12 protein-coding genes are annotated in these 24,699 nt (G+C 69.8%); 5 read left to right on the forward strand and 7 right to left on the reverse strand.

Annotated features, from left to right (window positions below):
* Positions 1-569 precede the first annotated feature (569 nt).
* The 7 genes from ACOGW9_RS01355 to ACOGW9_RS01385 all read right to left on the reverse strand — a co-directional run bounded on the left by ACOGW9_RS01355 (position 570) and on the right by ACOGW9_RS01385 (position 19,400).
* Positions 570-3,152 carry a hypothetical protein gene (locus ACOGW9_RS01355; protein WP_419907653.1) on the reverse strand — a complete coding sequence of 861 codons (2,583 nt, stop codon included), beginning with the start codon at positions 3,150-3,152 and terminating at the stop codon, positions 570-572.
* Positions 3,113-4,432, reverse strand: coding sequence for a glycine betaine ABC transporter substrate-binding protein (locus tag ACOGW9_RS01360; protein ID WP_419907655.1), 1,320 nt, complete (start codon positions 4,430-4,432; stop codon positions 3,113-3,115). The genes ACOGW9_RS01355 and ACOGW9_RS01360 overlap by 40 nt, the downstream gene beginning before the upstream one ends.
* Positions 4,432-5,871 (reverse strand): hypothetical protein, encoded by a 1,440-nt coding sequence (locus tag ACOGW9_RS01365; protein WP_419907657.1) that lies wholly within the window; start codon positions 5,869-5,871, stop codon positions 4,432-4,434. Before ACOGW9_RS01365 ends, ACOGW9_RS01360 begins: the two co-directional genes overlap by 1 nt.
* A gap of 162 nt (positions 5,872-6,033) precedes the next feature.
* Positions 6,034-7,581, reverse strand: coding sequence for a hypothetical protein (locus ACOGW9_RS01370; protein ID WP_419907659.1), 1,548 nt, complete (start codon positions 7,579-7,581; stop codon positions 6,034-6,036).
* 74 nt (positions 7,582-7,655) lie between these two features.
* The gene (locus ACOGW9_RS01375; RefSeq protein WP_419907660.1) at positions 7,656-11,231 is read right to left on the reverse strand and encodes a hypothetical protein; all 3,576 of its coding nucleotides are present in this window, start codon (positions 11,229-11,231) and stop codon (positions 7,656-7,658) included.
* Between the two features lie 15 nt (positions 11,232-11,246).
* Positions 11,247-12,305 (reverse strand): hypothetical protein, encoded by a 1,059-nt coding sequence (locus ACOGW9_RS01380; RefSeq protein WP_419907662.1) that lies wholly within the window; start codon positions 12,303-12,305, stop codon positions 11,247-11,249.
* A 288-nt stretch (positions 12,306-12,593) separates the two neighbouring features.
* On the reverse strand, positions 12,594-19,400 hold the full coding sequence (locus ACOGW9_RS01385) for a hypothetical protein (protein WP_419907664.1): 6,807 nt from the start codon (positions 19,398-19,400) through the stop codon (positions 12,594-12,596).
* 242 nt (positions 19,401-19,642) lie between these two features.
* Here ACOGW9_RS01385 and ACOGW9_RS01390 point away from each other — a divergent pair, with 242 nt between their 5' ends.
* The 5 genes from ACOGW9_RS01390 to ACOGW9_RS01410 are packed head-to-tail and all read left to right on the forward strand — an operon-like array spanning position 19,643 to position 24,699.
* A complete protein-coding gene (locus ACOGW9_RS01390; RefSeq protein ID WP_419907666.1) occupies positions 19,643-20,758 on the forward strand; it encodes an SAF domain-containing protein in 1,116 nt (371 codons plus the stop codon).
* Positions 20,743-21,654: a hypothetical protein gene (locus ACOGW9_RS01395; RefSeq protein ID WP_419907668.1), complete on the forward strand. Its 912-nt coding sequence runs from the start codon at positions 20,743-20,745 to the stop codon at positions 21,652-21,654. The genes ACOGW9_RS01390 and ACOGW9_RS01395 overlap by 16 nt, the downstream gene beginning before the upstream one ends.
* On the forward strand, positions 21,651-22,934 hold the full coding sequence (locus ACOGW9_RS01400; RefSeq protein WP_419907670.1) for a CpaF family protein: 1,284 nt from the start codon (positions 21,651-21,653) through the stop codon (positions 22,932-22,934). The genes ACOGW9_RS01395 and ACOGW9_RS01400 overlap by 4 nt, the downstream gene beginning before the upstream one ends.
* Positions 22,931-23,878, forward strand: coding sequence for a type II secretion system F family protein (locus ACOGW9_RS01405; protein ID WP_419907672.1), 948 nt, complete (start codon positions 22,931-22,933; stop codon positions 23,876-23,878). Before ACOGW9_RS01400 ends, ACOGW9_RS01405 begins: the two co-directional genes overlap by 4 nt.
* Complete coding sequence (locus ACOGW9_RS01410; RefSeq protein ID WP_419907674.1) at positions 23,875-24,699, forward strand: hypothetical protein; 825 nt, start codon at positions 23,875-23,877, stop codon at positions 24,697-24,699. Before ACOGW9_RS01405 ends, ACOGW9_RS01410 begins: the two co-directional genes overlap by 4 nt.

Genomic DNA, 24,699 nt, shown 5'->3' on the forward strand with positions numbered 1-24,699 from the left:
TCCATAGCCCGCTCGCGATCGCCAGGAATCGCTCTTCCAGACAGCCCCTATGCGCCCTGTTCGCTTGGTTGTCGCCGTACCAGTCTGCGAACGATTCAAAGTCGCCACCCCGGAGGAACGACACCGTTGTGCGGCCGCACATGTCAAACACGCAATAGCGGCCGCCCGCCGGACTCCACGGGAAGAACAGCAGGGGCCCCGGGAGATCGCCCGCCCCCAGGTGCCGCTGGAGGCCCTTCGGTGGCAGACCTGCGCTCAGCAACACATCAGGCTCGCCGAGCAGTCCAGCCGGTCCGGGCAGTCCAGCCGAGTCCGCACTGCACGGCAGCGCTGCTTGCGACGGTTGGGCAGTAGTCTCGCCCCTCGCTGCCGTTTCTGGGACACCAACGGCCGATTCTTCTGCAGTGTGCGAGACGGCGGCCTGCCCAATCGACGGCTTGGGCACAGAAACCCCCGGCTCCGGCGCCGATACTTCGGCCTGTTGGGAGTCTGGCGCCGGGCTGCAAGCCACCGCGAGCGCCAACAGCGCCGCCATCGCTTGCCATGTTCGACAGTTCCCGCGCCCGCCCTCAGTCCGCACGGATGCCTGCCCGTGACGCGAAATCGGAAGCGTTCACGCTCACCCAACGACATGGCGCATTCGAGCGCCCCGCGTGAATCCAACCAGTCTGTTCGCAGAGCCGAACCGACAATGTGAGTTCGACCGGCCTGCCGTCAACCGTGTGGCTGTACGTGCTCCCCTGCCACGCCTTAGCCACCCCGCGCGCGTCGCTCGCCACTGGCACCGTCCTTATGCGCGAAGAATCAACTGGCACAGCGCCACCGCTGAGGACAGACAGGATCGACCCGGGGAACACCGCGAACCGCTTCGAGTCATAGGTGAACGACACGAACGGTGCCGCCAGCGGGCTTTGGCGGGTGACCAGCGGTATCGATGTGTCACCTTCGGGATTCAAGTCATGCATGCGTCCTTCCGGGCGCGTCGTGTCATAGAACCAGCAACTGAATTCATCACCGAAACTGCCCCCACTCGGCTGCGGGTAGTTCCACTTGCACACGCGCTCGCCGACGCCGCCCGCAGTGGCGTACTGCCCCTCGTTCTCGGCGATGGTCACGTACAGATCGTCGGTGTTGTCGAGGTAGATCTCCTCGTATTGCTCGCTCATGCACTTACCAAACTTGCATGCGACCCACTTCGCCTTCATCTTGTTGCCGACCTTGAGGATGCCCTGCGCATCGTTCGCGGCTCCGCAATACAAGCCCGCGAACAAATCCGCCATCATCTCACCGCCCGTACCCGGCATGTTGCTGTCGAATTGACCATCGGGACCCAGCCCGGTCTCAGCTCGCTGGCCGTGGTTCAGCGTTCCCCATTCGCTGTAGTCGTCGATCTGCCACCAGCCCACGCCTGCATGAAAGAACGCTCGTTTGGGTTCCTTCGCAGGACTGTCGTCGGAATAGAGTCGCTTGTTCCTCTTCTTCTGCGACGCGCTGAGGAATATGTTCGTATGGCTGTCCGCTCGGCCCAAGGTCATCGGGGATCGCGCCGGCGACGGCGAGATGCGACCACCAGACTTGTGCGGAATCTCGCGATAGCCGATGGAGAGCATGAATGCGGCGAGCTTGTTCGCAGTCAGCCCGCAGGCATCGGACTCGCCACGTGCGTCGATCACGGCCTGGGCAGTTTCGAGAACCCCAAGCAGCGTGCCCGGAGTGAGGCGGTACTGCCCCACCGCTGGAACCGGGTCAGCGGGCAGGCTGCCGACGCACAACAAGCCGTTGTAGGCACTGAGCCACTTGTCGGCCGGGCACGCTGCCGCAAGCCCGGTGCTCAACAGGCGGTCTTGGCGATTGGCGCCAACCCCGCTGCGGATGCGCACGGTGAACCGATCGACGCCAGCGAAGCGCGGCGTGAGGGTGATGGTGGCTTTGCCGTCGCGGGCGAAGACAACGGGCAGCAGCTCCGGCGCTGCCACTATCCGCGCCGCGACCTCGGCGTGTGGGGGCCAGTAGTTGAAGGTGATGGACTTCGGGGCGCCGACGGTCGCCGTGTAGCTGGTTCGCAGCCCTGACGCGGTCGCTTGGACGCCGAGGTCGTAGTCGCCGGCGGTTCGGGGTGTTTTGGTGGTGGCTTCGATGGTGTAGCGGCCGGGCCGCAGGAAGACGCCGGTCAGGCGGGCATTTTTGTTGTTGCGGCTGCGGTTGTCGTTGCGTGCGACCGGGGTGCCGGTGTTGCCGTCGTCCTTGAGCAGCACGAGGTAGGTGTCGAGCGCCTCGGCGTTGGCGGGGGCGTTGTCGAGGCTGATGGTGACCCAGCCGGGTGTGTCGAGGGTGAAGGTGTGCCGTTTGGCCCAGTGGCGTCCCTGTGCGTAGAACACGCTCTCGGTGGCCGTGCGGCGGGCTTTGGCGGCGCATTGGCCCTTGGTGATGGTGCCGCTGAGGGTGACGGTGCCGGTGGCCAGTGTGCCGAGGTGGGTCGAGCACGGCCGGCGGGCGGTGAGGGCGACATGGCGGACGGCGTCCGCGTGGCCGTCGGCGGTGCAGGTGACGACGGTCTCCAGGGTGGCGGGCACCGCGACCCGGGCGCTGAGCGTGCGGGCGCCGCCGACGCCTTCGGTGACCGTCGCTGCGGCGGGGTCGGCGCTGCATTCAGCGGATGGGGGCGTGACGGTGAAGCCGCGGGCGACCGCGACGGTGCCGGTGCCCTCGGCTGAGGTGTCTTGGAGGCCTGTGATCTGGACTGCGTCAGCGCAGACCACAGTCAGCCGGGCAGTCTTCTTCGCGGTGGTGCCCGCGAGGGTGGCTTTGGCGGTGGCGGTGCCGCCAGAGGTGCAGGCCAGATCGACCGTGGCGGTGCGTTTCCAGGCGGCGATGCTGTTGTCGGGCCCGAAGGTCGGCGTCGCAGCACCCAGCCGGTGGCCCGAGGCGGTTATGGCGCCGGTGGTGGCCCAGGCGACCTCGACGCCGGGACCGGTGGCGACAGCGTCGGCGGCGATGGTGACGGTGTTGCCGCGGCCGATCCTGCACCGATACACCGCAGCGGTCTTGCATTCGCCGCCGCTGGTGGCGGTGCGCGCCGTGATGGAGGTGGGCGCGCCGACGCGAGACACTGTTATCCGCCGGAAGCCGCTGTTCGGGCTGCGGTCAGCCACTCATCGACCGACGCACGGTTGGCGGCGATCCACTCAGACGCGAGCGCTGCTGGGTCGGTGCCTTGGGCCTCGCGCACGAGCGCCTGTGAGACGTCCGCTGCTGACACGAACACGGCATCGAGCAGAACCGCGGCAGCAGGGTTCGACGCAGCGAACTCGGTGCTGGCCGCGACCGTGCGGGTGCTGGCGACCCAGCCCAGCGGGCACAGCCCTTGTGGATCGGCTGCGGCTGAGGGGCACTCGTCTGGGCCGAGCGACCCATGCCCGCCGGTGCCGTCGATGCCGCGAGTCCATTGTGAGAACAGCTCCCCGTCGGGATGGCCCAGCGGGTTCGAATCGTCCAAGAAGCCCTCGACGCCCAGCCAGTACACCTCGTGGCCGGGGCGCAGCTTCGCGACCAGCTCCGACGGCGAGCTCGCCACGGCGATCATCGGAACCCCCCGGGACGCCGCTTCCTCGAAGCGCTCGTCGAGAGCGAAGAACTCCTCAGAGCCCAGCCGCACCAAAGCGATGCGATCCCACCCCGAGAACGCGACCTGCGCGGCATGGACATCACCGCTGAGGACTCCCTCGGGCAGCGTCAGAATGTCGGCCTTGCCGTTGCCCGGCACCGCATCGGCAACGTCGAACGCTGCCACCGCCGCCGGGTCGTCGTTCAACGCATCGAGGGTGTACACGCCGTGCTCGTCGGCGAAGTCCTTGCTGATCAGCCAGCCCATCCAGGCGTCGACGGGGTGACCCTGTCCCAGCGCCATGACGTGGTCGCCCACACGGGACCCGTCGAACCGCTGCCCGTCCAGCCACACCTCGTCGTAGGGATAGCGGCCGTCCAACCACACGTCGAACTCGCCCTCGGCCAGATACAGATAAGCCACACTCGAACCCGGCACCACCAAGTCGCGCGGCTCAGACACCGAATAGCCGAGCTCACCCAGCATCTGCCGGTACACCTCCCCGACGAAGCCCGACCCCGGCCGCGGCCCCCCAGCCGCTCTCACCTGCACACCCTCACCGGGGCGCAGCACGACCGGCACAGCCGGCTCGGTCGCGGCCGTCGCAGCAGGCGCCGACGGAGCCGGGCCGACCATCGCCGCTGTCGCGGGGACGACCCCCTGGTGCGTCGCAGCCGAACCCGGCGCCGCGTCATCTGTCGCGCAGCTCCAGCCCAGCACCGCCACGGCCGCCAGCGCCCCCAACCGGCGCCAGCGCGCGGGGCCGGCTGCGCTCGGCGCCAAGCCGCCACAACTCGCCACCGGGTCCTCGCCTGCCGTGCAGCTCATCAGCCGGCCCGATGATGCGGCATGCCCACCCACGCCACGAACGAGTAGTTGAAAGCGGTCTCCCAGTAATCGTCAGCGTTGTCAACATAAAGCTTGACCGCCCCAACCCAGCGCTCCTCGCCCGGAAAACAACGGGCCACGTCCAGGCCGTCGCAATAGCTCAGCTGCGAGTCGTCGTGCGGGTCGTACCGGTCCTTGTCCCTGAAAGGGCCCGTTTCGTCGAACTCGGGACTGCGAACGTCGGCGACCGTGCCGTCAGGGTTCAGGTCGGCCACATACAGGGCCAAGTCCAGCACCAGCCACGGCGCCCATTCCTCCCCCCCGCTCGGGTGAGACAAGGGCGACAAACGCTCGAACACGTATCGATCCGCCGCCGGACGATTCCCGAAGTGGTGTTCGTCGTCACGGTAGAAGTGGTCGAACCAGAAGAACCAAGCGCGCGACAGATCCGCATCATTCGACATCTCGCTCGACACGCGAAAGTCGATCAGCGCCGGATCGGCAGGGCCACGCCAGATCTCGATCTCGAACGGTGCCGCCTCGCCGGGCTGAATCGACAACGGCCACACCCACTCCGCGCCGCCCGCAGCAACCGTCACCCCGTACGCCCACATCGTCCGCGACCAATTCCGCACCAGCCCCCGCAGCACGCCGTCGCCGCCGACCGCGACCGTGCCGGGAAGCACCCGCACCTCATCGAGCAGATCGGCGACGCCCGAGTACTCGATGAGGGAAGCCGTCGCCGTCGGCACCGAGCTCCCAACGCTTCCCGGCCCGCCATACGACGACACGGCGGCCCCCGTCCCCGCCGGCAGCATGCCCGCGGGGATCGAGCTCTCGTTCTCGCCATATTCACCGACCGCCGCGGCGTACCACTCCAAGGCCTCCTGGGGCGAAACCAGATACGGGCTCTGCTGGCCCTCGTCGTCGAAAGTGAAATAGCGCCCAGGCCAGACACCCAGCAACGGCCGCTCGAGCACCTGCGCAGGCCCCCTGCAATCATCGGGGGCCTTCCAGCGGAACCAATCCCGCTTGAACTCCCCCGACGGCGCCGCCCCAAAACCGCGATACCTCCCATGAGCCTCGAAATACCCGTCCTCGACGCGGCAGGCATCGAACACCGCCCCAGCATGCTCGAACACCTTCGGGGGAGCAGTAGGGCCATGTATCCCAGACGGATACCAATAGAACGCGCCCTTCACGTCCCCCTCCGACTGCGGCACCCGCACCCGATCGAACACTCTCGGAGCAGGCGGCTCCTCCACCTCCTCGAACACCACCCACGTGCTCGTCGGCGCCAACACCTCAGTCGTGGACGGCACAGACACCGTCGTCGACGGCACAGCCTCAGCAGACGCTGCTTCCTCGACCGGGTCTTCTGCCGAGGTCGTCAGCGTCGGCACCGGCAACTGCGATTCCAGCGCGGCAGCAGTCGTCACGGGATCGCTTGCCGGCTGCACCGCCGCCTCTCCCGAACACGCCCCTGCCAGCAAGCCAGCCACCGCAACGCCGACCAGGCGCGAACAGACACGAACGCGCCGCCCGGTGCTGTGAGGTCCGCTATGTGTCAAGGGGGCAGCGCCCTCGCATCGCCACAGCGCTCACTCCGAGGTCCGAGTCGGGTGCGCGGCACCGATCCACACGATGAACCCGCCGTAGTGGCTGACAAGGCGCCGGTACTCGGCGGTGAGCGGGTCGTAGTCGTGGTAGGACTCGATGAGCTTGGTGCGCTTGGTGCGGCGGGCGCCTTCGGGCAGTTCCTCGAAGACCCATTCGGGCAGTTCCTCGAAGACCCAGTACCACAGATCAACAATGTCTGGCTCGCCGTCGCGGATCTCGGTCACATCGGTGTACCGCCATTCGACAGGCTCTGGCCATTCGTCAGGCTCTTGATCTGCGTCCTCGAGCGGGACCAGCGAGATGTGGCCCACGAAGGCAGGGCCTACCTCGAGCACGCGGCCGTCGCCGTCGAGCTTCGCGCCGTAGCCGCGCAGATCCCGCACTGACAGCGTCTCGATGTCCTCCGCGAGGCTGGGATGGGACGTAGGCACGTGCAAAGGAATGTGGTCCCATGTGTACGCGCCCACCGACATCGTGCCGGCCTGCGTGTCATCCCACACGTCGCTGTAGCGGCCCCAGCCCTGCCCGGTCACCAGGACGCGTTGCTGTTCGAGATTGCTATAGCCCCCCGCATTGAAGGTGTTCCCGCCGAATGCCCGCGACGGGTCGACGTGCCACGACATCTCGGCCGTGACGCCGATCTCGGAGGGGTCGGGCTGCGCGGAGCCGCGCCAGTCGTGAATCTCGAACGGCGCGAGCTCGCCTGGCTGGACCGACAGCGGCCAGACGAACTCGCGCCCGCCGACGCGGACGGTTGTCTCATAGGCCCACAGACGCCGCGACCAGTTCCGCACCAAGCCCCGCAGCACCCCGTCGCGCACCAAGATAGACCTCGGCACCACCCTGAGCTCATCCAGCGGGGCGTCCACAGGAGCGAGACGCATCTCCAGCCAGTCCGGGGGACCCGGGGTCGAGACGTATCCCCTCGAGAACACAAACCCCCGCAACTCCTCGAGTTCGGTCATGCGCTGGCGGGCCGCGCCGACGAGTTCGCCCCACCACGCATCGGCAGCCTCACGAGTCCAGAAGTGCCGAACGCGCGCATCATGTCGGACCGGGGCAAGCGATGGGGCACTGAATTCCATCTCGAACCGGCCCATTGTGCAGTTGACATAGTCGTGCTCTGCCCGCCGTCGGGACCGCGCCGACATTCCCCACTCAGGCAACGGCGTGCCGAAGCTGCCCGCGCGGCCGTCGGCCCAGTCGGGACGCTCGCACAGGTCCGCAACCTCATCCCGCCGGCCGGCCGCGAACCGCAGCAGCGGGCCTGGCAGGTCAGCGGGACCCAGCGCCCGCTGCAGCCCGCTGGGCGCGTCACCCGCCCCCAGCCACAGGTCCGCGCCCCCGAAAGGGCCGCCCCACCCGGCAGCGCTCGAAGACGCCCCGACACGCGAGACCGGCCCGGCGGCCGCTTCGACGCCCACCTCCCCATGGCCGCGAGGAACCTCGGCTCGAACCGCCGCCGACGTCGACGGCGCCGCGGCAACCCGCTCCGGCGCCGACGGCGCCACAGTCCCGGGGACCGACACTGAACTGCAACCCACCACAGCCGCGAGACACAACCAGGCCACAGCCATCGGGCGCTTCACAGGCCGAAGGCTCATCACCGCGTCACGTTCATCGCGTCGGCAAACTGCTCATCTTCGACGCTGTGCCACCGGCACGGCCCGCTGCTCGAGGACACCCACTCAGGCTCGTCGCACACCTCGACTTCCAAAATCGCCGGCCGCGGCGCCGATTCCGTGCCCAAGTTGTACGAGCCCGACGACCAAGACTTCGTCTGGGCACGTGCATCCTCGCCACGCGGCACCGCGTTGTAGTGCGTCTCAAACGTGCCCGACTCGAACATCCCCAGGATCTTCCCGGGGAACACCCCGAACCTTTTCTCGCTGCCCTCTGGACCATCGGTGAACGAGATGAACGGCGCCGCCAGCGGATTCGCCTTCATCCCCGTCGTAGTCTTCGCCCAGTCGTCCAGCCAGCCTTCGCGCCGCTCAGGATCCGGGTCATGGAAGAAACACGCAACCGGCTCGGCTGAGCGATCGACATTCCAACGGCACCGATGCGCCTTCACGCCGCCAGAACTGCTGTAGTCACCCCGGTTGTTGCCGATCGTCACATACAGATCGTCGCTGCTGTCCAAGTAAAGGAAGCCCGAACTCTTGTGACAGCCATCAACTGGCTCGAGGCACCCATACCACGTATTGGTTCTGAACAGCCTCCTCATCGCTACGTCCCCGTCCGAGTTGTCGCAGTACTGGCCAGCGATCTTCTCGGCGATGGCCTCACCCGCCGAATCCGCTGAATCCTCATCCTCTGTCGCGCTGTCGAAGGTGCCGTTGAGGCCAAGACCGGTGTCCGACCGCTCCCCGTGATTGAGACCCGGCCACTCGCCACGGTCATCGATCTGCCACCAGCCGACGCCCGCATGGAAAAAAGCCCGGTGAGGCAGCTTCTTCTGCTTCCCGCCCGAATACAGATTCACATTGCCATCCGCCTCGCCGACGTGGTCGCCGCGGCCCAATGACATGGCGGATCTCGCCGGTGTTCGCGGCCGGAACGCGTGCTTGAACCCCCCGTCCACACGGGTCTCATGGGTAGCGCGGATTTCGTGGTGGCCGACTGCCAGCAGGTACGCGGCAAGCTTGTTCACCGTCAAACCGCATTCGCGCCGGTCAGAACGCGCCGCGAGCGCCGCCTCGGCCGATGCGCGAATCCCGTTGAGCGCGCCCGGAGTGACCTCATAGCGGTAATCGACACCCCACGTGCCGGTCGAGGCTGCCGGCGCGTCGTCGCTGGTGCCTGCGCGGATGCACAGGACGCCGTTGTGGGGGCTGGTGGTGAGGGTGAGTCCGGGCCCGTTGGGAATCGACGGCGCTGTGGGGCATTTGGCTGTCAGCTTGAATTTCACGGTCCGGTCGTGCGTTGTGTCGCTGCTGACTCGCACTGTCAGCTCGTGGCCGTGCACCAGACGCGGCGTGAGCGCGACCGTGGCAGTGCCGTAGCCGGCGCTCCTGTCAGCGGCGATGGTGAGCCCGAACTCCTCCGCGGCAGCGGCCCGCACCGCGACCTCGGCGTGTGGGGGCCAGTAGTTGAAGGTGATGGACTTCGGGGCGCCGACGGTCGCCGTGTAGCTGGTTCGCAGCCCTGACGCGGTCGCTTGGACGCCGAGGTCGTAGTCGCCGGCGGTTCGGGGTGTTTTGGTGGTGGCTTCGATGGTGTAGCGGCCGGGCCGCAGGAAGACGCCGGTCAGGCGGGCATTTTTGTTGTTGCGGCTGCGGTTGTCGTTGCGTGCGACCGGGGTGCCGGTGTTGCCGTCGTCCTTGAGCAGCACGAGGTAGGTGTCGAGCGCCTCGGCGTTGGCGGGGGCGTTGTCGAGGCTGATGGTGACCCAGCCGGGTGTGTCGAGGGTGAAGGTGTGCCGTTTGGCCCAGTGGCGTCCCTGCGCGTAGAACACGCTCTCGGTGGCCGTGCGGCGGGCCTTGGCGGCGCATTGGCCCTTGGTGATGGTGCCGCTGAGGGTGACAGTGCCGGTGGCCAGTGTGCCGAGGTGGGTCGAGCACGGCCGGCGGGCGGTGAGCGCGACCCGGCGGACGGCGTCCGCGTAGCCGTCGGCTTCGCAGGTGACGACGGCCTCCAGCGTGGCGGGCACCGCGACCCGGGCGCTGAGCGTGCGGGCGCCGCCGACGCCTTCGGTGACGGTGGCTGCGGCGGGGTCGGCGCTGCATTCAGCGGATGGGGGCGTGACGGTGAAGCCGCGGGTGACCGCGACGGTGCCGGTGCCCTCGGCCGAGGCGTCCTCGAGGCCTGTGATCTGCACGGCGTCAGCGCAGACCACAGTCAGCCGGGCAGTCTTCTTCGCGGTGGTGCCCGCGAGGGTGGCTTTCGCGGTGGCGGTGCCGCCTGAGGTGCAGGCCAGATCGACCGATGCGGTGCGTTTCCAGGCGGCGATGCTGTTGTCGGGCCCGAAAGTCGGCGTCGCAGCACCCAGCCGGTGGCCCGTGGCGGTGATGGCGCCGGTGGTGGCCCAGGCGATCTCGATTCCGGGGCCGGTGGCGACGGCGTCGGCTGCGATGGTGACGGTGTTGCCGCGCCCGATCCTGCACCGATACGCGGCGTCGATGCCGCGGCGGGTCCTTGCGGTCTCGCACTCGCCTCCGCTGCCGGCGGCGCGCGCGGTGATGGTGGTGAGCGCGCCGGCGTGGGTGAGGGTGGCCTGCTGGCGGGCGGGGCCGCGGCCCGCAGCAGTGCAGGTGACCGTGACCGGCAGCGGCCCGGGGGCGTCGATGGTCGCGGACACGGTGCGCCGCCTGCCGCTGCCCGCGGTGACCGACGCCGCAGCAGGCGCGGCGGTGCACGCGGCGGTCGACGGCGACACGGTGAAGGGCTCGGACACGGTCGTGAAGGTGTGCCAGCGCGCCCCGGGCCGGGCCGTGGGGGTGCCGCGGCGTGTGGACACGCAGGCGTCGGTGATGGTGCCGGTGCGTGTGTAGCGGCCCGCGGCCAGCGTGCCCAGGTCGTCGGTGCAAGCCGTGGGGGCGGCCGCTGTGGTGACCTGCAGCCGGTAGTTGCCGGTGCGGCGTTTGCCGGCGGTGGTGACCTCGACGGTGTAGTCGCCTGCGGGCAGCGCCAGCGCGGCCAGGCGGGCGTCGCGGCGGGGTCCTGAGTTGTTGTCGCGGCCTGCCACGGTGCCGGTGCCGTCGCTGCTGTGGCCCTCCAGCAGCACCACATAGGCGTCCAGGCCGCGTCGTGTCGGCGAGCCGGCGTCGACGGTGACCTTCGCCGGGGCGGCCAGCGTGAAGGTGTGACGGCGCGCCCAGTACCGCTTGGCGTCGCCGCCGTCGCGCACGCGCTGAGGCGAGATGCACGCCGCATCGGCGGCGATCGTGCCGCTGCGCGTCACGCTGCCGACGCCCAGCGTTCCGAGCGGGTCGCCGCAGCCGCCTGCTGGGGTGGCAGCGAACGTCGCTGTCGCCGTGGCGGGGTCGTGGCCGCTGTGGGTGCAGGTGACCGTCACCACAGCAGACGCCCCCACCCTCACGTCGAGTCGCACAGCGCGCACCCCGCCCACACCAGCCGACACGACCGGCGTGCCGCCTCCGGTGCGGCTCAGCGCGGCCACGCCAGCCCGGTGCTGTACGACAGCGTCGATCTGCCGACGCAAGTGCAGACTGCCCATCGACCTACCACAGACTCACTCGTGGATGCCGCCGATCCACAGCAGGTAGCCATCAAGGAAGGGGTCGCGTGGGTCCGCCGCAAACGCGAGGTTGACGGTGCCAGCATGGACGGCTCTGGAGTAGAGGTGGACCTCGAAGGGACGTGTCCTCGAGTGGCCATCCGAATCGACGAAATCGTCGTATTCAGAGAGAATGAGCTGGTCAATATCAGCGATGCTGCCGTCGCTGCGAACCCAAGCGACATATGCCGCTACCGGAAACGTCTCCAAGTTCCTTGTTGGTTCCGCGAGGCTTGGGTGCGATGAGGCGACTACATCGTTCGCGGTCAGGAACGTGGCTACCTCGGTCTCGGCTGGGAACTCGGCGATCACGCTGCGCGGCAAGTAGGTCGCGAAATCCTGCCTCGCTATGACACCACGCTGCCACATCTCGTGGAACTGGAATTGCCGCGACAGGTCCACGTCAGTCGACATCTCCGCAGAGACGACGAGTTCTGTCATCTGTGGAATCTCGTCGGATCTCCACCCCTGAATCTCGAAAGGTGCCAGTTCGCCAGGTTGCACCGACAACGGCCACTCCCACGCTAGGTCACCAACAGCAACCTCAACCCGATACGCGAAGTGGGTTGCCGACCGGTTGCGGACTAAGCCACGCAAGACTCCTGCGTTGGCGCTCACCGATCCGGGGATAACGCGCAGATCTTCTGCACCCGCCGTTACGCCGGTGCCGTAGCTTGCCGTTCCCATGGTTCCGCTGTGGAACCCCAACGGCGAGCCAATCGACGGATTCTCGTGCCAACCGACGCCTAGGCGGCGTTGAAGATCCTCGCCATAGATGACGGCCTGGTGCCGACTCTCGAAGAACTGAAGCTCCCCGCCGAACGGCGGGACATATGCGTAGCGGCCCTTCATCACGACCGGGCCAGAGCCACGGCAGCCCAAGGCGTATTGAGTCTCTGTGACGACTTGGACGATGTCGGACTCCGCAGGCATATCGCGGGCACCCGAGAAGGCCGCAACGGCATCTTCCGTGACGCACAGGTCGAGGATCTCGCCGATGGCCTCGCTGAGCACCGTGAAGGTCGTTGCCCTGAGGGGCCCGGTAGCGTCTGTCCATGCGATCCCTGCTCTCGTGCCGTCGATTTCTCCCGGTGCAAGCGAACCGGTACTTGGCGTCAGCCGCCACCGACTTCGGTCATCGAAGATCATTGAGGGCAGATCAGTCTTGATGGGTGCTGAATCTGGCGTCTCGACCGTCTTAGCACGAGGCACGACAAACCATAAGCACAGCCCGCCCGCCACGACCGTGGCCGCGGCAACGACGGACAGGAAGGAACGCCGACGAAAGAACATGTGGCAGCCTCAGCGGCCTCTTTGGGGAGCGATACGTGTGCCAAAACTGCCACCCACCGATCCTGAGTCGGCATTGACACTGACCCAATCGCACAACGGGAAATAGGAACGCGCACGACGGATACAGATCAGCATCTCCAGTTGGAGCCCGTCGAAATGATCGTTCTCGTGCCATGTCGTGTGCGTTATTCGGCGAACTTGGAACATCTTCTCCGTCGTCGCATCTCTGCCAGGACGAGGGTTCAGGGGAACCCGCTTGATCAGCGTTTTGGTTGAACCCGGCAGCAACGACTTCGGAAAAACGGCAAACCTACCCTTTTGGTAATTCAGAGAAACAAACGGTGCCGCATACGGACTGCTCTTGTCCATCCAGTCCTCACGGGCCGCTTTGGACTTATGCCCGTATGGCAAGCTGTTATGCACGGCTCCTTCCGGATGTGCCGTGTCGTAGAAGTAGCACGCAAGAGGGGCAGTAGGCGACCGACCGTCTTGGGTATTCCATCTGCAATTCCGGGCTAAGGCACCGCCGATGGTGCTGTCATCGTCCGCATTGGCGCTGACCCGCACGAACAGATCATCGTTGTGGAGCATCAGGTTCTTCTTCGTTATCCAGCAGAGGTTCTCCTCACCGAGGTGCCTACACGCGTGCCACTGTTTGGACATCAGATTGGTCAACTCCTTGAGCGAAGGCTCCGGGAGCGGCGCTGATGACGGCCCGCAATACGCGTTGAGTAACACTTGGGCGACCCGGAGAGCCCCGAACCGAGTGGATGCCCGCTGGCCGTGATTCAGGTCTGTCGAACTGAACTTATCGATCTGCCACATTCCCACACCGGGGTGCCAGAACGCCCGCGATGGGCCATCGGTAAGCGAGTCGTTCGAGTACAGCCGCGAATTGTCTTCACCTGCGCCGACAGGCGTCCATTTGTGGTCTTTGCGCGACAGCGTCATCAGCGATCTCGCGTCGTAACGGGCGTTCTCACGTTCGAACTCCTTGCCGTTGTCGTCGACCGGGCCGTCGTCATCGCCGTTCTCATTCGTGTCAACCCAGACCTTGTTGGGTATTTCCCGGAATCCGATACCCAAAAGAAGCGCCGTCAGCTCATGTACGGTGATGCCGCAAGTCGTGCCGTACGGATTGAGCGCCCGCGCAGATGCGTGGCTGATACCTCTAAGGGCACCCGGCGTCACTAGGTACGGACCCCGGTACTTGACACCGCTGCTTGGATCGGGCACCACCTCATGAAGCTTCGCTGGCAGCGGTTGAGTCCTAGGATTCACGCACAGGATCCCATTGACCTCACTCAGTACTTTGCCATCCGGACAGCCAGCGCCAAGTCCTGAAGGGAACACCCTGGTGGACGTCGCCGAAGGCGAGGAACTGCGCTGATAATACCTAGAAGAAGTTTCGCCGTTCGCAGCCGAACTGGTGGTCAACAACACCGAGACCGAGTGCTGTTTCACGACCGTCGGCGTAGCGGTGACCGATCCCTTTCCATTTCGTCCCGCTGGTTCTGTCAGTAGTTCCGCCGACTGTGCGTCGATTCTTGCGTTGGTGGGCCAGTAGGTGAAGTTGATGGTGGTTTGCTCGTCGACGGTGGCGTCGTATGACTGGGCGAGGCCGTGGATGGGCACGGTGACGGTGAGGGTGTAGTCGCCGGCGGCGGTGGTGCCGGTCGCAGCTGCGGCGGTGACCTCGACGGTGTAGGTGCCGGCTTCGAGATACCGGCCTTGTATCTGTGCTGTGTTGCCGGTTCCGCTGTTGTCGTCTTGCTCGATGACGGTGGGTGTGCCGTTGTCGGCGCCGATGAGCGCCAGGTAGGGGTCCAGGGGGCTGGCGGCTGCGGCGGCGAGGTCGATGTCGACCCAGGCGGGGGCGGCCAGCGTGAAGGTGTGCCAGCGCGCCCCGGGCCGGGCCGTGGGGGTGCCGCGGCGTGTGGACACGCAGGCGTCGGTGATGGTGCCGGTGCGTGTGTAGCGGCCCGCGGCCAGCGTGCCCAGGTCGTCGGTGCAAGCCGTGGGGGCGGCCGCTGTGGTGACCTGCAGCCGGTAGTTGCCGGTGCGGCGTTTGCCGGCGGTGGTGACCTCGACGGTGTAGTCGCCTGCGGGCAGCGCCAGCGCGGCCAGGCGGGCGTCGCGGCGGGGTCCTGAGTTGTTGTCGCGGCCTGCCACGGTGCCGGTGCCGTCGCTGCTGTGGCCCTCCAGCAGCACCACATAGGCGTCCAGGCCGCGTCGTGTCGGCGAGCCGGCGTCGACGGTGACCTTCGCCGGGGCGGCCAGCGTGAAGGTGTGACGGCGCGCCCAGTACCGCTTGGCGTCGCCGCCGTCGCGCACGCGCTGAGGCGAGATGCACGCCGCATCGGCGGCGATCGTGCCGCTGCGCGTCACGCTGCCGACGCCCAGCGTTCCGAGCGGGTCGCCGCAGCCGCCTGCTGGGGTGGCAGCGAACGTCGCTGTCGCCGTGGCGGGGTCGTGGCCGCTGTGGGTGCAGGTGACCGTCACCACAGCAGACGCCCCCACCCTCACGTCGAGTCGCACAGCGCGCACCCCGCCCACACCAGCCGACACGACCGGCGTGCCCGTGGTCGCTGTCGCGGTGCACCGCGCCGCGGCGGGCGTGACCGCGAACGTGTCCGACACGGCCGCCGTCGCAGTGCCCGCAGCGGCTGTGTCGTCGAGATCGCCGATGCGCACCCGCTGCCCGCAGGAGACATCGACCCGGGTCACATAGTCGGCCGCGCCCGGCAGGGCTGTCGTGACCGTCGCAGCGCCGCCGGCGGCGCAGCTCAGCGTCGCAGTGCCGGTACGCCGCCAGCCGCTCAGCGACCCTCCCGGCGCGATCAGCGGAACAGCACGCCGATCCTGAGCGCTGCGCACCACCCGCACCGCGCCGCTGGCATCCCATCCCAGCGACGGCCCGTTCGTGTTCGCGTCCGCCGCGACCGACACCACCAGATCGGCGCCGCGCGTCGCCGTGCACCGGTACGCCGCGTCCGCGCCCGCAGGCAGCGGCGCCGACGACACGGCACACGACCCGCCCGAGTCCGCGGTGACCGCCACCGAGGTCACCCGCGGCACCGCCGCGGTCAGATCGACCTCGGCGGTTCCGTCGGCGCGGTCGTTGTTGGTGCAGGTGACGGTGACGGTGGTGGTGGTGCCGGCGGTGATCTGTGCGCTGAGCAGTCGCTCCTTTGGGCGGCGGGGGTCGGGGGCGGTGACAGTGCCTGTGGGCGCGGCGGTGCAGTGGGCGGTGGCGGGCTCGACGGTGAACGCGTCGCTGACCGTGGCTTTGGCGCCTGTAGTGCTGTAGCCGGTGGCGTCGTCGAGGCCGCTGATGCGGACTTGCTGTCTGCAGTCGATGCCGATGCGTGTGGTGTGGGTGTCGTCGGCGGGGTGCCGGCCGGCGGTGACCGTGGCGGTGGCGGCGCCGTGGGCGGTGCAGGCGAGTGTGGCGGTGTGGGTGGCCTGCCAGTCGCCGGTGGCGGCGTTGTCGGGGCCGATGACCGGCGTCGCCGCTCGTGCCTTCCCGGGCGTGGCGGCGACGCCGCCGGTGGTGTCCCAGCTTGTGGCGATCGTGGCGTGGTCGGCGGTGGAGGTGAGCGTGACGGTGAGGGTGCTGCCTTGGGCGAGGGTGCAGCTGTGAGCGGCGTCGGCGTGTTGGGCCGCTGCTGTTGTGGTGCATGCGTCGGCGGGTGCGAACTTGGCGGCGACGGTGCCGATCTGGGGGCGGGGCTCGGCGGAGAACACGGCTTTGGCTGTTCCGGGGCTGTAGCCCGCGGCGGTGCAGGTCACCGTGACCTCCGCAGCGCCGCCGGGGCCGAGGCGCACCAGCACGGTGCGCGTGGCGGACAGGCTGCTCACCCACGGCGTGCCCGCCCCGCGGCCCGCAGCGGTGGCGGTGCAGCGCGCTGTGGCGGGGTTGACGGTGAAGGTGTCCAGCGCGTAGCTCGCGCTGCCGACGGGCACCGAGTCGTCCAAGCCGGTCACCGACACTTCCGGCAGGCGCCCGGTCAGGGTCACCCTCACAGAGGTGGCGGTCCGACGCGGCGCGTCGCAGGCGACGGTGACTTCGTGGCTGAACGGCGCCGTCAGCGTCACGCTCACGGTGCGCTCGGCGGGCGTGGCGGTCTTGGCCACCGACGGAGTGACCCCCGCAGCGGTGGCGGTGCAGGCCGCGTCGGCGGGCTCGACGGTGAATTTGTCGGCGGCGGTGAGGGTGCCGCGTCCGGTCGCCTCGGCGTCGGCGAGGCCGCTGATGGCCACCGGCGGCTCGCCGAGCGCGGTGGTGACGGCGAGCGTGAACGCGCCGGTGACGCGGTCCGCTGAGGTGGTGACCTCGATCGTGTACAGCACGCCCGCCTCCAGGGCCACGCCGGAGGCCTCGGCGTCGGTGCCGGGGCCCGAGTCGTCGTCGGAGCCCTCCACGACGAGGCTGGCGTCCGTGCCCGACAGCACATAGACGAACACGTCAGCCGCCGCCGACGACGCGGTGACCGTCGCAGTCGACGCCGCGGACACGTACAGCGAGTACCGGCGCGCCCAGTGCGGCGACTGGGCGTCGCCTCGCCGCAGCGACGCGCAGCCCGACGCCCGCTTGCCGCTGGGGGTCACCGTGCCCGCCACCAGCGTGCCGCTGCGCGTCACGGTGCCCGCCCCCAGCGTGCCGAGGTGGTCGATGCACTCGGCGCCGTCGGGCACGCGGGTGGGGTCGCCGAGCACGGTGCGCTCGCAGCGGCCTGCGCCGGCGGCGTCATAGCCGTGGGGGCATGTCGGCACCGGCGGGCGGCCGACGTGCTTGGTGCGCGGCTCGGTGGGGTCGGTGTAGGCGGTCTTCTCGCAGCGGGTCGCCGTCGCGGAGTACTCGAAGCCTGCTGTGGCGCAGCGGGGCTTCGCCGGCTCGTAGCGGTGCTTGGCGGGCGCCCTGTCGGTGCGGTCCCAGGTGACCGTGGCGACGTCGGACCGGCACACAGCGCCGTTGTCGGTGTAGCCGCTGTCGCAGTAGGGCACGGCGGGGCGGGTCAGGGTGGTGATCGGCTGTCCGGTCGTCTTGTTCCATCGCTGCGACGCCGTGTCGGACTGGCACACAGCGCCGTTGTCGGTGTAGCCGCTGTCGCAGTAGGGCACGGCGGGGCGGGTCAGGGTGGTGATCGGCTGTCTGGTCGTCTTGTTCCATCGCTGCGACGCCGCGTCGGACTGGCACAGACTGCCGTTGTCGGAGAATCCTGTGTCGCAGTAGGGCACGGCGGGGCGGGTCAGCGTGGTGATCGGCTGTCTGGTCGTCTTGTTCCATCGCTGCGACGCCGTGTCGGACCGGCACAAAGCGCCGTTGTCGGAGTAGCCCGACGGGCACGACTTGGCCGCCGCCTCGTAGCGGTGCTTCGTGGGCGTGCTGCGGGTGCGCTTCCACCGGGTCGACGCCGTGTCGGCGGTGCAGCCGGTCCCGTCGGGGGAGTATCCCGACGGGCACGTCCGCGTCGCCGCTTTTGTCAGCGTGCGGGTGCGGTTCTCGTACCAGCACTGCTGTCCGGCGATCGGGTCGAACGCGCACACCCGCTTGCGGTAGGTCTCGGTCTTGGTGCACGACCAGGCGATCCCCGAGGTCTGCAGCGTGTAGGTCGCCGGGCACGAATACCGGTACGGCCGCGAGTTGCGATAGCTCTCCTTGTTGTAGCAGCCCGCGGCCGGGGACGTGCGATAGGTCTGCCCGCTCGGGCACGTCGGCGGGCTCACAGCGATCCTGCACGAATAGGACACGCCGTGATCGCCCGATGCCGTCACCCGCGTGCCCTGGCTGCACGTCCACTCATAGCCACGGGTCCGGTAGTAGTCCCGGGGCTCATAGCAGCCCCGGCTCGGCGACGTCCGATACGTCTCGCCGCCGGCGCAATACGGCGAAACGGTCTTGACGCACGTCGCGGCGAATCCGTCATGGCCCTGCGAATACCCCGACGGGCACCGGTACCGGTACGGCTTGGTCCTGTAGTAGTCCTCCTGCTCATAGCAGCCCCGCCGCGGCGACGTCCGGTATGTCTCGCCGCCGGCGCAATACGGCGGCACGGTCTTGACGCACGTCGCGGCGAACCCGTCGTGGCTCTGCGAATACCCCGACGGGCACCGGTACCGGTACGGCTTGGTCCTGTAGTAGTCCTCCTGCTCATAGCAGCCCCGGCTCGGCGACGTCCGGTACGTCTGCTCGGCAGGGCACTGCGGCGGCGACACCGTCATGGTGCACGTCGCGGCCATCCCGTCGTGGCCCTGCGCATAACCCGGCGGGCACCTGTGCCTGTGCGGCTTGGTCTCATAGGACACGTTCCTCACATAGCAGCCCTCGCGCGGACTGGTGCGATAGATCTGCTTGCCCGAGCAGGTCGGCGTGTCGAGCGCGATCTCGCAGTTGCGGGCCACCCCGTGATCGCCCGAGCTCGTCACCGGCGTGCCGGCGGTGCAGACCCACGTCGCCGGCTCGTGCTCGACGGTGGCGGTCCGGCACTTGCCCTCGTGGAGCACCTTGCCGCCCACACAGTGCGCCGGTACGGTCTTCTGGCAGCTATGAGACTCCCCGTGCTCGCCGATGTCGCTGACCGGCACGTAGCCGTCGCCGGCCTGGGGGCAGACTTGCGTGACGGGCACGGTCTCGGTTTTGGGCGTCTTGCACAGCCCGTCGTCGAGCACCATGCCATCGGGGCAGCTCAGACCCGGCGCCCCCGACGCTGCCGCTGCGCCTGCTTCGGCGGCGAGGCTGTTCCATTCCACGCCGAGCTCTTCGGCGCCGTCGCCGTCAGCATCGGAGCGCTCCAGCCAGGGCACGGCGCCCACGCCCGAGATCACCGAGGAGGCGACCAGCGTCGCGACCGCCAGCCGCGACGCCCAGCCCAGCCGGCCCGGTCGGTTCGCGCGGCGGGGCGGGCGATTTCCGGGACCCCCCCCCCCCCGTTTGGGCGGACTGTCGGCGGAGGCGGGTCATGAGCGGGGCACGCTAACCCCGCACCGCATCGCCGTCAACAACCCCGACCGGCGCAGGCCCGCTGTGGACCGCGCCCGCACCATTGCCTGCCCTGATGCCTGAAGGGGCCCAGGTGCCGCCCGCGGGGGCGCGGACCGTCGGCGCGGCAGCGCCGGCGCGGACCCGGCGGCGGCTGCCGCGCGCGGCGAAGCGGACGCTGTGGGGGCTGGGCGGGGTGGCGCTGATGGCGGCCAGCGTCACGGGGTTCTGGGCGACGGCCGACGCGTTCGACCAGCGCGTCCCCGCGGTGGTCGCAGCCCGCGATCTGGCTGAGGGCCACGTGCTCAGCGCTGCCGATCTGGCGCCCGCACGGGTGCTGCTCGGCGACGTCCCGCACATCGCGTGGACAGCGGAGGCGGCCGAGGCGCTGGCCGGGCTCGCTGTGTCGGCTGATGTGCCGGCGGGGTCGCTGCTCGGGGCGCATCTGCTCGTCGAGCCGTCCGCCGGTGCGTTCGGGGACGCACTCGAGGTGGTGGTCCCGCTCGATGCGAGCCTGGCGCCGTCGGGGGTGAGCGAGGGCGACACGGTGCTGCTGGTCGACCCCGGCGTGGCGCCGTCGCGTGAGCGGGCGGGGCGGCCCCGGTCGGTGATCCGCTCGCTCGAGCTCACGTCCTTCGACGGCTCGGCCATGCGACTGTTCGTGCCGCCTGGGGAGTGGGTGCGGTGGCGGGCGCTGCCCGCGGAGCTGGGCGCGCCGCCGATGGTGCTGCCGGTGCCGCTCGGCGGCGACGCCGCCGCGCTGGCCGCCGATCTGGACAGCCTGTGGGCGGCCTCCTATGAGCAGGAGGCCGCAGCGCTGCATCCCTTCGGCGACGAATGGCGCGCACAAGCCTCGCCGGGCGAGCTGGAGGCGATCATCGCGCTCGACCTGAGCCTGGCCGCATCGGCGATCACCGAAGGCGACCTGGCGTTGCTGGTCGACCCCGGCGCGCCTGCCGACGGCGCGGGCGGCGGCAGGCCTCGGTCGGTGCTGCGGGCGGTGCGGCTCGACCACTACCGCGACGGCATGCTCGGCGTGTGGGCCGAGCCCGCCGAGTGGGTGTGGTGGAGGACGCTTACCCAGCGGCTCGGAGCGGCGCCGATGGTGCTGCGCGTCACCGAGGGCTCCGACACCGACGCCGTCGCCGCCGAGCTCAACGACCGGTGGCGGCGGGCATGGGAGCAGGGCTGATGCTCGCCGTACGCGCCGGCGGCGACCCCGACGCGGACGCGCCGGAGCCCGCTGCGGGGACGCTCGACACGGGCGCCTTCGCGGTGGGCGTCGCCCGTTCGTGGGCACGAGCGGGCCGCGACGTGCTGGTGATCGACGCCGACGCGCACGGCACCGGCCTCGCCAGGCGCATCAGCGCGGCGACCCGGACTGGGGTGCCGGCCGCGCAGCGGGGCCTGCCGTCGCTGATCGCAGCACGCACCCCCCTCGACAAGCGCAGCGTGCCGGCCCACTGCTGGGCGCTGCCCGCCGACGGGAGCGGCTCGGTCTTGCTGCTGGGGGCACCCGGCCATCCCGCCGGCGCCCGCCGCTCGGCGGCGTGGCTGGCCGAACGCGCCGACGCGGTCGCCGCACTCGGCGGCCGGTGGGCGGTCATCGTGTCGATGCCCGGATCCGGCGCCGAGCCCTATGCGGCGCTGACGCGCGCAGCAGCGCTGCAGGTGACGCTGTCGCCTGCGGCGGGCACTGCGCCGCCCGGCGGGCTGCGCGGCGTGCTCGGTGCGTTCTGGCTGCGCTTCGATCCCGACCCGTTGACGCTGGTGTACGCCAGCGCAGGCGACACGGAGAGTCCGCGGCCGGCGAGCGCTGCTGCGGGATTGCCGGTCGTCGGCCGGCTCGGGCCGGTGAGCGAGTCGGCGCTGCTGGGCGGTCGTGCGAGGAGGCGGGACCGAGCCGCGCTCGACGCCCTGGGCGCCGCCTCGGGCCATCTGCGCCGTCGCGCAGAGCTCTCGGCCGGCCGGTCGCTGGACACAGCGAGCACCAACGGGCTGCCGTGGGCACACCGTCCTGCCGACAGCCCGCCGGAGCCGCCCCGCACCGACGTGTCGGCATCTGCGGCGACCGGAGCGCGGCGATGAGCTTGGCGGCGGCGATCTGGGACGAGGTGCTGCCGCGGGTTCAGGAGCGCCGGCTGAGCACGGCCGAGCCGCTGCCGGCGGTGGCGGACGCATGCCGACAGATCGCCGAGGACATCACCCGGGCGCGGGAGGCCGAAGCGCTCGACGCACGCGGCGAGTCGCTGAGCGACGACGAGCTGTCGTGGCTGCGAAGCCGGCTCGAAGCACTGCTCGGCACTGGTCCGCTGGAGCGGTACCTGCGACGCGACGACGTGGAGAACATCTGGCTGTTCGGCCCCCACACAGGGGTGCTGGGCCTCGTCGGCGGCCGCCAGGAGGCCATCGGGGGGCTGTTCGCGGATGCCGAGGAGATGATCAGCTTCGTCGCGCACCTCGCCGTCACTCACGGCCAGACGGGCCGCCGATTCGACCAGTCGGCGCCGCTGCTGGATCTGCGGCTGCGCAGCGGCGAGCGGGTGTTCGCGGCGATGGAGGTGTGCGGGCAGCCGTACCTGACCGTGCGGTGCCACCGCCACCGCATCGTGCGGCTCGACGATCTCGTCGCCGCAGGGTCGCTGACGCACGAGGCCGCAGAGTTCCTCGCCGCCGCGGTGCGGCCGCCTGCGCCCGCGAACGTGCTGATCTGCGGCGCGCTCGGCTCCGGCAAGACCACGCTGCTGCGCGCGCTGCTCGGCGAGATCGGCCCGACCGAGATCGTGTGCACCCTCGAGCAGACCTTCGAGCTGTTCCTGGGCGACACGCACCCCTACGTGTTCGCGGCCGAGACACGCGAGCCCAACAGCGACGGCGAGGGCGAGATCGGCATGACCGAGCTCGCCCGCCGCTCGCTGCGCTCAGGCGCGGACCGGGTGATCGTCGGGGAGCTGCGCGGACCCGAAGCGGCGACGTTCCTGTCCGCATGCGGCACCGGCTCGGACGGCTCCATGGCCACCATCCACGCGTCGTCGCCCCGCCAAGCCCTCGCCCGCATCGTCCGCTACTGCCTCAGCTCGGGCCTCGCAGGAGCGCAGTCGGCGCTGATCCAAGAAGCAGCCGACGTGATCCATCTCGTCGTCCACATGGGCAGCGACCCGCGCACCGGGTTCCGGGGCATCCGCCAGATCACCGAGGTGCTCGGCGCTCCCGACGACCGGTTCGACGTCCACGACATCTTCGCCCGACCCAACCGCGCAGACCCGCTCATCATGACCGGCCGTCCGCGCAGCCCCGAGCTGGCCGAACGGCTCGCCGAAGGCGGCGCCGACACCGCCGCGTGGCCCAGCGAGTCTCGCCGGCCATGACCGGCGCTGTGTGGTTCGGGCTGCTGTTCGCAGCCGGCGCGGCAGTGACGGCGCTGGCCGGAACCGGCGTGATCGGGGGGCGGGCCCGTAGGCGGCATGATGCCTCCCCCGCGCCGGGCGGCGACGCGCAGCCTGAGTCCAGCGCCGCTGCCGCAGCGCATTCGGCGCGCAGCTCGCCGGTGCCTGCGAGGTCGGGACTGGGCCCTAGCCGGCGGTTGTGGATCATCCAGGGCGTGGCCGCGGCGTGCGGCGCCGCCGGGGGGTTCGCGGCGACGCGGCTGTGGGGCATGGCAGTGCTCGCCGGGGGCCTCGGGCTGCTGCTGCCGCCGTTCGTCGCAGCGCCGGCCCAGCGGCGGCGCCATACCGCCGAGGCGGTGGCGTGGCAGACCTGGACGCGTCAGATTGCCGAACTGGCCCGGTCCGGTGCGGGGCTCGGCGACGCTCTGGCCGCCAGCACCTCCCACGCCCCGCCCCAGATCGCCGACACCGTCGCCCGAACAGCCCGCACTGCGCGCCTCGCCGGCCTCAGCGCGGCGACCGGCGAACTCGCCGCGGCCGGGCAGACCTGGGAACCCGAGGTTGCCGCGGGGCTGCGGGTCGCCGCGACCTCCGGCGGGTCGCTGGCGGGACCCTTGGGAGAGCTCGCCGGGCGCATCGGCGACATCGTCGCCCTGCACCGCACCCGCACCGAAGCCGTCGTGCAGCTGTGGACGCAGACCATCGCGCTGCTGGCACTGGCCAGCGGCGTGATCACGCTCATGTACCGCAACAACCCCGCCTACTTCGAGCCCTACCGCACCCCCACCGGCCAAGCCGTGCTCATGCTCATCGCCTTCGTGCTGCTGGGCGCCACCGCATTCCTGGTGCGCCATTCAGTCGTGCGCGCTGACCCGTCGGTCCTGGTCGATCCCAAACGGCGCGGGCGCGCCCGGGAACCGCTGTGAGCACGACCGCGTTGGTACTGCTCGCTGCAGGCGTCTTCACGGCAGGCGCCGCTCTCGCCATCGCGGCTGTTGCTGCCCCGCGGGAGCGTCCGGCGCGGCGGCGCACCGCGGAGGCGATGCTGGGGCTGCTGCCCCAGCCGAGGCAGAGCCGCCGGGCCGACCTGCGGCTTGCCGGGGTCACGCCGCGCATCTATGCGGCGCAGCGTGCGGCTGGTCTCGTCGGCGGCCTAGTCGTCGGTGCTGTTGCTGCAGCCCTGTGGACCGCCACGCCGGTCGCCGCAGTGCTCGCCGTGGCATTGGTCACGGTCGCGGGATGGCAGTTGCCGGCCCAGAGCGTCCGCGATGCCGCCCGCCGCGCCCGGGCCGAACTCGACCAAGTCGTGCGGCTGTGGATCGTGCTCGCCGCTCAGCAGGTCAGCGCCGGCACAGACCCCCACACAGCGATGCTGACCGCCGCAGAAGCCGGCCGCCGAGCCGGATGGAAACTGCTGCACCGGCACCTGCAGCGAGCCCAGAACGAGCGCCGCCCTGCCGCCGAAGGCCTCGCCGACCTCGTCGAGCGGTACAGCCTCACAAGCCTCACCGCCGCAGTCGGCGCCTTCGAACTCGCCGCGCGCCGCGGCACCCGCATGGCCGACGCCGTGCTCGCCGCAGCCGACAACCTGTGGCGCGACACCCTCGGGCGCGAACGCGAAGCCGCCGAACGGCGCAACCAGATCATCGTGCTGCCCGCCACCGCAGTCGCGCTGGCGCTCGCAGCCATCCTGATCTACCCGCCGTTCGTGTCGCTCACCGGCGGCATCATCACCCAGGCCCCCTGA

The organism is Candidatus Poriferisodalis sp. (assembly GCF_965203655.1).
GTDB lineage: Bacteria > Actinomycetota > Acidimicrobiia > Acidimicrobiales > Poriferisodalaceae > Poriferisodalis.

Excerpts from the sequence above, each read along its gene's own strand:
- ACOGW9_RS01360 (WP_419907655.1), bottom strand. The coding sequence starts at position 4,432 with ATGAGCTGCACGGCAGGCGAGGACCCGGTGGCGAGTTGTGGCGGCTTG.
- ACOGW9_RS01375 (WP_419907660.1), bottom strand. The coding sequence starts at position 11,231 with ATGGGCAGTCTGCACTTGCGTCGGCAGATCGACGCTGTCGTACAGCAC.
- ACOGW9_RS01390 (WP_419907666.1), top strand. The coding sequence starts at position 19,643 with ATGCCTGAAGGGGCCCAGGTGCCGCCCGCGGGGGCGCGGACCGTCGGC.
- ACOGW9_RS01395 (WP_419907668.1), top strand. The coding sequence starts at position 20,743 with ATGGGAGCAGGGCTGATGCTCGCCGTACGCGCCGGCGGCGACCCCGAC.
- ACOGW9_RS01400 (WP_419907670.1), top strand. The coding sequence starts at position 21,651 with ATGAGCTTGGCGGCGGCGATCTGGGACGAGGTGCTGCCGCGGGTTCAG.
- ACOGW9_RS01405 (WP_419907672.1), top strand. The coding sequence starts at position 22,931 with ATGACCGGCGCTGTGTGGTTCGGGCTGCTGTTCGCAGCCGGCGCGGCA.